This is a genomic window from Pantoea anthophila, assembly GCF_006494375.1.
Taxonomy (GTDB): Bacteria; Pseudomonadota; Gammaproteobacteria; order Enterobacterales; family Enterobacteriaceae; genus Pantoea; species Pantoea anthophila.
This window is the reverse complement of the sequence record NZ_VHIZ01000001.1, coordinates 1-8,327: the sequence shown is the minus strand read 5'-3', so window position 1 is coordinate 8,327 and position 8,327 is coordinate 1. Positions and strand designations below refer to the sequence as shown.

The window sequence follows — 8,327 nt, the reverse complement described above, 5'->3', positions numbered from 1 at the left end:
AACATGAAGATATTTTGCCTAATAAACCTCATTTAAAAAAATTGTTCACTTTCAATATTATAAATATTCTCACCAGCCATCATAGAAATAAACAAAGTTAGTCACTTATTCCAAATTATATTCAATATTACAGGGCTATTAATATTCTCTATTTCATAAAATGAAATTAGTTTAGGGTAGAATAAATTTCAAATCAATTGACATTCATCCTATACGCCGCAGTGCTTTGTTTACTGTCTCGCTGTTCATTGACTGGCCCCGTTTTACTCTGTCCGGAAACACAAAAGGAGAGTGACCACTCAATGGCTTGAGCTGTTCGAGCACGGCAACAGCCTGCGGATAGAGAGGTACTTGATGTTCACGACGTTTTTTCATCCGCGCAGCCGGAATAACCCAGAGCTTATTATCCAGATTGATTTCACACCAAATTGCCCCCTGCGGCTTTACCAGGGCGTACCAGCGTCAGAAGCTGCCATTTCATCAATAATCGGGTCATCAGCGTGAGGTTGGTATTTTCAAAGCATTGCATCAACTCTGGCAAACGTTCCGGGCGAATGGTGGCCATATGCTGTTTTTTCGGTTTCTCAAATACTTTACCAATTGTTGAAGCCGGGTTCGGATCCAGTAAATCCGTATTGACAGCAAACACCATCACTTCATTGATACGCTGCGTCAGACGGCGCAGGGTTTCGTTTCCAGCGCACCGCGCGCGCGTACCGGCTCAAGGGCGGCAATCAGGGTTTGTGCTTTCAGTGCTGCAACCGGCATTTGTCCATTCACCGGAAAAACGTTCTTCTCCAGTGAGCGCCAGATATCACCGGCATGGACTTCGGAAATACCACTGGTCTTTTTGATGGCAAACCATTTTGTCGCCACGTTGATAAACAGACTGTCTGTAGCCTTCTGTTCCCGCTTTGCCTCTTCCAGTGCCAGTTTTTTCGGGTCGATCCCCTGAGCCAGCAGGCCGAGATATTCATCATGAAGAGTATGGGCAGCCGCCAGTGACATGGCCGGATAATAGCCGAGCGTGATATTGGTTCGGGCAGTGGAATTTGGACGCTAATAACGGAAACGCCAGATTTTTTCCCGGAAGCCCGGACTGAAAGCGTCAGTCCGTGACCATCCGGCAGGCCATAATCTTTATCAGCAGTTTTTGATTGTTGCACTGCGGTGGCGGAAAGCAGTCGGCGGGTAATGGTCATGGCTCATTCCTTCAGTTGTCGTCAGTATTGAGCGACGGGAATGACGTAATACCCTGTTCAACCACCATTTTTCAGCCATAAACTCAAAAATGGCCCACGAAATTATCTCTCTGGTCGCGTAGGCCATTTCGTGGGCCATTTTGCACCGGATACTCCGGTATACAGAGGGACAATTTCAGACAAAAAAAAACCATATCGCCTTGATAGCGATATGGTTTTTATTCATCCTAAGATGTATAAATACACCCCAAGAAAGATAATTGGCGGAACGGACGGGGCTCGAACCCGCGACCCCCTGCGTGACAGGCAGGTATTCTAACCAACTGAACTACCGCTCCGCGCTTTGTTCCCCGTCGAGAACGAGGCGCATAGTAATGGCAGGCCGTTGCGGCGTCAACGCTTTTTCCTGACGGCGCGATCGTTTGCCGTTTTTTTCAGCTCGCCGTTGATTTTATCCACAAATTTCCGTCATTCAGCCGCGCCACAGGCAGCTGCCGCCCTTTTTCATGACCAGATCCAGACGTGACTCATGGGCAACGATCTCCTCGTCGCTGGCCGTCACCACGCGCAGTGCCGAGGCGGGACGTACGATGCGCTGAATGCTCTCGCCCTGCGCCTGACGGGCGCTTTCACTTTCGGATAAAAACGACAGTGAGGTCTGCCCGCCGGTCATGGTCAGGAACACGTCCGCCAGGATCTCGGCATCGAGCAGTGCGCCGTGCAGCGTTCGCTTGCTGTTGTCTATCTCATAGCGCGAGCAGAGCGCATCCAGGCTGTTACGCTTGCCGGGAAACATGCGCCGCGCCAGCGCCAGGCTGTCGGTCACTTTGCAGAAGGTTTCGGTTTTCTCAATGCCGCGATTCAGCTTTGAGAACTCGTAATCCATAAAGCCGATATCGAACGGCGCGTTATGGATCACCAGCTCGGCGCCGCGGATATAGTCGAGAAACTCATCCGCAATCTCGCTGAACATCGGTTTGTCGGCAAGGAACTCATCTGCAATCCCGTGAACGCCGAAGGCTTCCGGATCGACCAGCCGATCGGGCTTCAGGTACATATGGAAATTGTTGCCGGTCAGGCGACGGTTAATCACCTCGACCGCACCAATCTCAATGATGCGGTGCCCCTCATAATGGACCCCGATCATGTTCATGCCGGTGGTTTCAGTATCGAGTACGATCTGGCGGTTATTTGCAGTGCTCATAAGACCCGTTTTATGTCAGACTTGACGTTTTTGAGAGGAAGTCTACCAGAGATGCGCAAACAGGTAGAAATATTCACCGATGGATCCTGTCTTGGAAATCCCGGTCCCGGCGGTTACGGGGCGATTTTACGTTATGGCCAGCATGAGAAAACCTTCAGCGCGGGCTATCGCCTCACCACCAATAACCGGATGGAACTGATGGCGGCCATTATTTCGCTTGAAGCGCTGACGCAGCCCTGCGATGTGGTGCTCAGTACCGACAGCCAGTATGTGCGTCAGGGAATTACCAGCTGGATCCACAACTGGAAAAAACGCGGCTGGAAAACCGCGGATAAAAAACCGGTGAAGAATGTCGACCTCTGGCAGCGTCTCGACCAGGCCCTCAGCACCCACAAGATTCAGTGGGAGTGGGTCAAAGGCCACGCGGGACATCCGGAGAATGAGCGCTGCGACGTGCTGGCCCGCAGCGCGGCGGAAAATCCCGCCTTTGAAGATATCGGTTACAAGAGCGAGTCCTGATCGTCTGCCTGCCGGAACTGGCGGGTAGCATTGACGGTCTGGCGGATCTGGCTGGGACTCATGCTCTTCTTCGCCCATGTCGGCAGCAGCGGGAAGGTGCGTTTACGTGCCACGACAATATTCAGGCACCCCAGCGCCGGTAAGTGGGCGCTGATCAGTTTTCCCCCCTGCCGATGCCACGGCACCACCTGAAACCGGGTGCGGTAAACCACCTCATAGTTCAGCAGGCTCAGCCAGTCGAGCAGACGCATCTGGCTGAACATCCGTCCGCTCCAGGGCGCCTTACGGCCTAACCCCGGAATCATTTTCGTGACCCCGAGCAGGCTGAAGGGATTGAAACCGCTGATGATCATCCAGCCGTCGTCAATGAGTACCCTGTCCACTTCCCGCAACACCCGATGCGGGTCCTGGCTCCAGGCCAGCGTATGCGCCAGCAGACAGGCATCAATCGACTTCGACTCAAAGGGAAGCTGCAGGGGGTCAGCCAGCACCTGTAACAGCTCGCCCTCGCTGCCAACATTGACCTGATGTGAAATAGCACAGTGTTCGGTGTTGATTTCTGCGCTGAGGTTGCCAAGCTTAAGCATATGAAAGCCATAAAGCTTTCCGAGGTAAGGCTGAAGCTGCTGGGTCAGCGCGTCGCGGAAATAGTCTCCCCACGGCATATCGCGCCACGATAGCGGAGCGTTCAGAATCTGGCGTGTTTTCGCGGGCTTCATGCTTTACGCTCTTCCTTATTCCTACGACCTGCTAGAGGTGATGATGAATCTTACCAGTATTCCTGCGTTGCAGGACAACTACATCTGGACGCTGAATAATGATGAAGGTCAGTGTCTGATTGTCGATCCCGGTGAAGCTCAGCCGGTATTAGAAAAAATGGCCTCTAACGGCTGGCAGCCGGTAGCGATTCTGTTAACTCACCACCACAACGACCATACGGGTGGGGTGAAAACACTGTGTGAGCATTTCCCGGCGCTCGAAGTTTACGGCCCGCAGGAAACGGTCGCCAAAGGAGCCAGAACGGTGGTCAGCGAGGGCGATCAGTTGACGGTGCTCGGCCTGACGTTCGAGGTGATTCATACCCCTGGTCACACTTTAGGACATATCTCATATTACAGCTCACCTTATCTTTTCTGTGGCGACACACTCTTTTCGGGTGGCTGCGGACGTCTTTTCGAAGGCACAGCAGAGCAGATGTATGAATCCTTTCAAAAGCTTAATCAGCTTCCGGAGGAAACGCTGGTCTGCTGCGCGCATGAATATACTTTATCTAACCTGAAGTTTGCTGCGGCTATTCTGCCCCATGACCCGCAAATAATGGCCGAATATCAGAAAATTAAGGACTTACGCGCCGAAAATGGCATTAGTCTGCCCACAAAACTGGGGCACGAACGGTCAATAAATTTATTTCTCCGCACGCAAGATATTGATTTGCAAAGGGCGTTAAACGTTAACGTGAATGATGAACCGGTATGGCACACATTTGCCGTTCTACGCGAGAAGAAAGACGCTTTTTGATTTTTCGGGTTGTGTTGTGAAAAGTCGTCACGTATAGTTGCTCGTCTTTTAAGCGAACTATTGACACACACATGAAGGCTAAAGCGATCTTACTCGCCTCAGTCTTGCTGGTAGGATGTCAGGCGTCGAGGAACGATGCCAATATCCCCGAACAGCATGCACAGAGCCTGTCTTCAGCTGGTCAAGGTGAAAATGGAAAGTACGGAGACGAGTTTTTGTCGCCGCGATGGCAGGAAGATGGAACTGGCCTCGCAGCAGACGCAGATCTCTGGAGTTTCATTAGTGACGAGTTGAAGATGGGGATTCCGGAAAACCCGGCAATCCGCGAACAAAAAAGTAAATTTTTAAAAAATAAGAGCTATCTCCACGATGTAACATTACGGGCAGAGCCGTACATGTACTGGATAGTCGAGCAGATACAGAAACGTAAAATGCCGATGGAACTGGTACTGCTACCCATAGTGGAGAGCGCTTTTGACCCTCGCGCAACCTCATCCGCCAATGCCGCTGGTATCTGGCAGATAGTTGCCTCAACGGGTCGAAATTATGGACTGAAACAGAACCAGTATTACGATGGGCGACGGGATGTTGTCGCATCCACACGGGTTGCGCTGGATATGATGCAGCGTCTCAACACCATGTTTGACGGTGACTGGTTATTAACCATTGCCGCTTACAACAGTGGTGAAGGACGTGTACTCAAAGCGATAAAACAGAATAAGGCGCGCGGTAAGCCGACTGACTTCTGGCACTTATCGCTGCCACGCGAAACCACGGTGTATGTGCCGAAAATGTTAGCTCTGAGTGAACTGCTCAAACATAACAAGCGTTACGGTATCAAACTGCCGACACCCAACGAAAGTCGTGCACTGGCACGGGTGGAAGTGGGTCAGCAGATACAGCTGACGCAGGCTGCCGAAATGGCAGGTATGTCGCTCACGAAACTGAAGAGCTTCAATACCGGCTACAAAGGCGGTGCAACCGCGCCAAACGGCCCGCACTATATTATGGTGCCGAAGTCGAACGTCGCCAGACTGCGTAACTCACTGGCGTCCGGTGACATCGCAGCCGTACAGCCAACTCAGCTTGCGAAAGCGAGCGCGAGCGGCGGGTACAAGGTGCGACGGGGTGATACGCTCTCGGGTATCGCCGCGAAGCTTGGCGTTAGCGTCTCCACACTGAAGCAGGATAATAATCTGCGCGGTGCCGATATCCGACCGGGTCAGACGCTGACTATCGGTTCGAATGGCACCCGACTGGCTGATAACGGCAACAGCATCACCTATCGTGTTCGTAAGGGTGATTCTCTTGACAGTATTGCACGGCATCACGGCGTCAATATCAAAGACGTGATGCGCTGGAACAGTGTGCTGGACAGCGCGAAAGATATTCAACCCGGCGATAATTTAACGCTGTTTGTGAATAATAACGCGACACCTGATACCTGATACGTTGAAAAGGCTGACAATTGTCAGCCTTTTTCTTTTATTCATCCGCAGCCCTCTGCGCTGTACCCTCGCTTTACTCTTTTCTGTCTGCTTCGGACTCCCGTCCTGAACTGAACTCCACCAGTAGAGGATTATGGTCGGAAGCCCGCGTCACCAGCACTGAGGCCTCACTCACCCTGAGATCGCGATAAAAGACAAAATCCAGCGGGCGACCAAACGCTTTACGGCGGTGGTCGGCAGTGAACATCACCTCTTCCAGCTTCATGCGCTGGGCAAAGCGGTAGAGCGCGTTAATGCGCTGACGGCTCCAGGCATTAAAGTCCCCGGCCATGATCACAGGACCGCGATGATGCATAATCTGCTCCCCTATCGGGCCCAGCTGTTTGCTGTAGACGTCGACGCCCAGGCTGAAGTTAACGGCGTGGATATTCACGACCATCAGCATTTCACCGGTGGGCAGAGGATAGGCCGTGACCAGCGCCGATTTAGCCAGCCTCAGCAGCGGCTCACGCTCACGCAGCGGGCAACAGTAGACCGGATGGGCAGAAGCGAGCGTCATCACGCCAGAGGGGTGCTGAGGCAGCACAAAGGCGGGAACCTGATCGGCAGCCAGATAATTACTCGTCGCAAACCGTACCAGCTCCGGCGTTGTCTGCGCCTCCTGAAGTAAAACCAGGTGCGCGTCCTTACCAAACCCCTCCAGCACCGACATCCAGTCTGCACGCTGCTGCTTGAAGATGTTCCACACCAGAACCTTAAGATTCGGATGCGCGGGCAAGGGAGCGCCGGGTGGCAGTGCCTGACCGAGATGGAGCATCGCACCCGGTGGAAAGATCTGTTCCACAGGTTGTCCCGCCACATATCGCATTGCATAAGTTTTTTTGCGCACTTTCCCGCCTGGCTGATGATTCAAAAACAGATAACACCTGTCTGTTATAGGGATTTTAGACCGGGGTTTCAATGGATGCAGGTCAATGTCAGAATTCAGCACCCTTTTCCAGAATAAAACAGCGCCTTTGCAGACGTTGAACAAAACGCGGGGAGGCATGATTCGTGCGGTCATTGCTGACCAGACTTCTATACTGGAACCACAGCACTATTGGCCACCGCGTCGCGCCATCGCCACGTCCGTGCAGGGAGGTTAAATGAAGGCATCTTCTGACGAACTGAAAGTGTTTGTCAGCGTAGTAGAAAGCGGAAGTTTCAGTCGCGCTGCTGAACAGCTGCAGATGGCGAACTCAGCCGTCAGCAGAACGATTAAAAAGCTGGAGAACAAGCTGGGGATTGCCCTGCTCACCCGCACCACCCGGCAGCTGGCACTGACGCAGGAGGGAGAGCGTTATTTTCGTCATGTTCAGCGCTTTTTGCAGGAGATGACGACGGCGGAGAGCGACCTGATTGAGAGCCTGCAGGAGCCAAAAGGCCTTTTGCGCGTTGATGCCGCGACGCCGGTAATTCTGCATTTGCTGATGCCGATGATAAAGCCTTTCCGTGCCCGCTATCCAGGGGTGAGGCTTTCGTTAATCTCCTCGGAAAGTTTTATCAATCTCATCGAGCGAAAAGTGGATATCGCTATCCGCGCCGGTAATCTGACTGACTCTACCCTGCGCGCCCGTCTGCTGTTTAACAGCTTTCGTAAACTGGTTGCGTCGCCCGCCTATCTTCGGGAGCATGGCGTGCCGCACACCGTGGCTGAGCTTGATCGTCATCACTGCCTGGGCTTTGAGGACTCGCCCCGGCTTAATCGCTGGCCCGTCGCCCGTGACAGCGGTGAGCTCTATGATATCGACTGGGCTTTATCCTCTAACAGCGGAGAGACGATTAAACAGCTCTGTCTCACGGGTAATGGTATCGCCTGTCTGTCGGAATATATGATCGATCGTGAAATTGCCGAGGGAACGCTGGTTGAAGTGCTGGCAGACCAGCGCCTGCCGGTCGAGATGCCGTTCAATGCGGTTTATTACAGTGATACTGGCGTCAGCCAGCGTGTGCGCGCCTTTATTGACTTCCTCAGCGAGTGGAGTGCTGAACAACCGTGGCGCATCTGATATGCGCCCAGGTCCGGTGAGGATGCCTGCGTTCAGGGAGGGCTTTCAGGGCAGTATTTGCTGCAATGGAAAAAGCCCTGACCGTTAAGTCAGGGCTTTCCAATTAAGTGGCGGAACGGACGGGGCTCGAACCCGCGACCCCCTGCGTGACAGGCAGGTATTCTAACCAACTGAACTACCGCTCCACCGGTTCTTTCACAGCTGTCAGCAGATGGCTGAAAGCTGTTTGTTCCTGTTGTTTTCCTTGTCAGGGGAAAAGGAACTAATTTGATGCCTGGCAGTTCCCTACTCTCGCATGGGGAGGCCCCACACTACCATCGGCGCTACGGCGTTTCACTTCTGAGTTCGGCATGGGGTCAGGTGGGACCACCGCGCTAAAGCCGCCAGG

At 52.9% G+C, this 8,327-nt stretch carries 10 protein-coding genes, 2 tRNA genes and 1 rRNA gene; 4 read left to right on the top strand and 9 right to left on the bottom strand.

The genetic code is table 11. The features are described from left to right. Window positions 1-204: 204 nt before the first annotated feature. From FJW00_RS22470 to dnaQ, 5 genes are all read right to left on the bottom strand, one after another. Window positions 205-375 (bottom strand): hypothetical protein, encoded by a 171-nt coding sequence (locus tag FJW00_RS22470; RefSeq protein WP_258316999.1) that lies wholly within the window; start codon window positions 373-375, stop codon window positions 205-207. A 43-nt stretch (window positions 376-418) separates the two neighbouring features. After that, on the bottom strand, window positions 419-649 hold the full coding sequence (locus FJW00_RS22465; RefSeq protein ID WP_258316998.1) for an integrase: 231 nt from the start codon (window positions 647-649) through the stop codon (window positions 419-421). Window positions 650-672: 23 nt separating this feature from the next. Beyond that, window positions 673-1,008, bottom strand: a complete 336-nt coding sequence (locus FJW00_RS22460) for a phage integrase central domain-containing protein (protein ID WP_258316997.1) — start codon at window positions 1,006-1,008, stop codon at window positions 673-675. A gap of 455 nt (window positions 1,009-1,463) precedes the next feature. Further along, window positions 1,464-1,540 (bottom strand) — tRNA-Asp (locus tag FJW00_RS00050). Window positions 1,541-1,674: 134 nt separating this feature from the next. Beyond that, a complete protein-coding gene (gene dnaQ, locus FJW00_RS00045) occupies window positions 1,675-2,406 on the bottom strand; it encodes a DNA polymerase III subunit epsilon (RefSeq protein WP_009091938.1) in 732 nt (243 codons plus the stop codon). A gap of 51 nt (window positions 2,407-2,457) precedes the next feature. On the opposite strand from dnaQ, the gene rnhA reads away from it, so the two are divergent. Continuing rightward, window positions 2,458-2,925 carry a ribonuclease HI gene (rnhA, locus tag FJW00_RS00040; RefSeq protein ID WP_009091940.1) on the top strand — a complete coding sequence of 156 codons (468 nt, stop codon included), beginning with the start codon at window positions 2,458-2,460 and terminating at the stop codon, window positions 2,923-2,925. Here the strand turns inward: rnhA and FJW00_RS00035 are convergent. Next, a complete protein-coding gene (locus FJW00_RS00035) occupies window positions 2,907-3,644 on the bottom strand; it encodes a class I SAM-dependent methyltransferase (protein WP_140922659.1) in 738 nt (245 codons plus the stop codon). The genes rnhA and FJW00_RS00035 overlap by 19 nt on opposite strands. 43 nt (window positions 3,645-3,687) lie before the next feature. Between FJW00_RS00035 and gloB the strand changes: the two genes are divergently transcribed. Continuing rightward, a complete protein-coding gene (gloB, locus tag FJW00_RS00030) occupies window positions 3,688-4,443 on the top strand; it encodes a hydroxyacylglutathione hydrolase (protein ID WP_140922657.1) in 756 nt (251 codons plus the stop codon). A 71-nt stretch (window positions 4,444-4,514) separates the two neighbouring features. After that, on the top strand, window positions 4,515-5,891 hold the full coding sequence (mltD, locus tag FJW00_RS00025; protein WP_033736400.1) for a murein transglycosylase D: 1,377 nt from the start codon (window positions 4,515-4,517) through the stop codon (window positions 5,889-5,891). A gap of 73 nt (window positions 5,892-5,964) precedes the next feature. Here mltD and FJW00_RS00020 read toward each other — a convergent pair whose 3' ends face one another. Continuing rightward, on the bottom strand, window positions 5,965-6,780 hold the full coding sequence (locus FJW00_RS00020) for an endonuclease/exonuclease/phosphatase family protein (protein ID WP_140922655.1): 816 nt from the start codon (window positions 6,778-6,780) through the stop codon (window positions 5,965-5,967). 256 nt (window positions 6,781-7,036) lie between these two features. Here FJW00_RS00020 and yafC point away from each other — a divergent pair, with 256 nt between their 5' ends. Further along, window positions 7,037-7,939 carry a DNA-binding transcriptional regulator YafC gene (yafC, locus tag FJW00_RS00015; protein ID WP_009091951.1) on the top strand — a complete coding sequence of 301 codons (903 nt, stop codon included), beginning with the start codon at window positions 7,037-7,039 and terminating at the stop codon, window positions 7,937-7,939. 108 nt (window positions 7,940-8,047) lie between these two features. Here yafC and FJW00_RS00010 read toward each other — a convergent pair. Continuing rightward, window positions 8,048-8,124, bottom strand: a tRNA-Asp gene (locus tag FJW00_RS00010). An 87-nt stretch (window positions 8,125-8,211) separates the two neighbouring features. Next, window positions 8,212-8,327, bottom strand: a 5S ribosomal RNA gene (gene rrf, locus FJW00_RS00005).

What these genes read in the sequence shown, in the direction of transcription:
- FJW00_RS22460 (WP_258316997.1), bottom strand. Translation starts at nt 1,008, where the DNA reads ATGTCACTGGCGGCTGCCCATACTCTTCATGATGAATATCTCGGCCTG.
- dnaQ (WP_009091938.1), bottom strand. Translation starts at nt 2,406, where the DNA reads ATGAGCACTGCAAATAACCGCCAGATCGTACTCGATACTGAAACCACC.
- FJW00_RS00035 (WP_140922659.1), bottom strand. Translation starts at nt 3,644, where the DNA reads ATGAAGCCCGCGAAAACACGCCAGATTCTGAACGCTCCGCTATCGTGG.
- mltD (WP_033736400.1), top strand. Translation starts at nt 4,515, where the DNA reads ATGAAGGCTAAAGCGATCTTACTCGCCTCAGTCTTGCTGGTAGGATGT.
- FJW00_RS22470 (WP_258316999.1), bottom strand. Translation starts at nt 375, where the DNA reads ATGAAAAAACGTCGTGAACATCAAGTACCTCTCTATCCGCAGGCTGTT.
- rnhA (WP_009091940.1), top strand. Translation starts at nt 2,458, where the DNA reads ATGCGCAAACAGGTAGAAATATTCACCGATGGATCCTGTCTTGGAAAT.
- gloB (WP_140922657.1), top strand. Translation starts at nt 3,688, where the DNA reads ATGAATCTTACCAGTATTCCTGCGTTGCAGGACAACTACATCTGGACG.
- yafC (WP_009091951.1), top strand. Translation starts at nt 7,037, where the DNA reads ATGAAGGCATCTTCTGACGAACTGAAAGTGTTTGTCAGCGTAGTAGAA.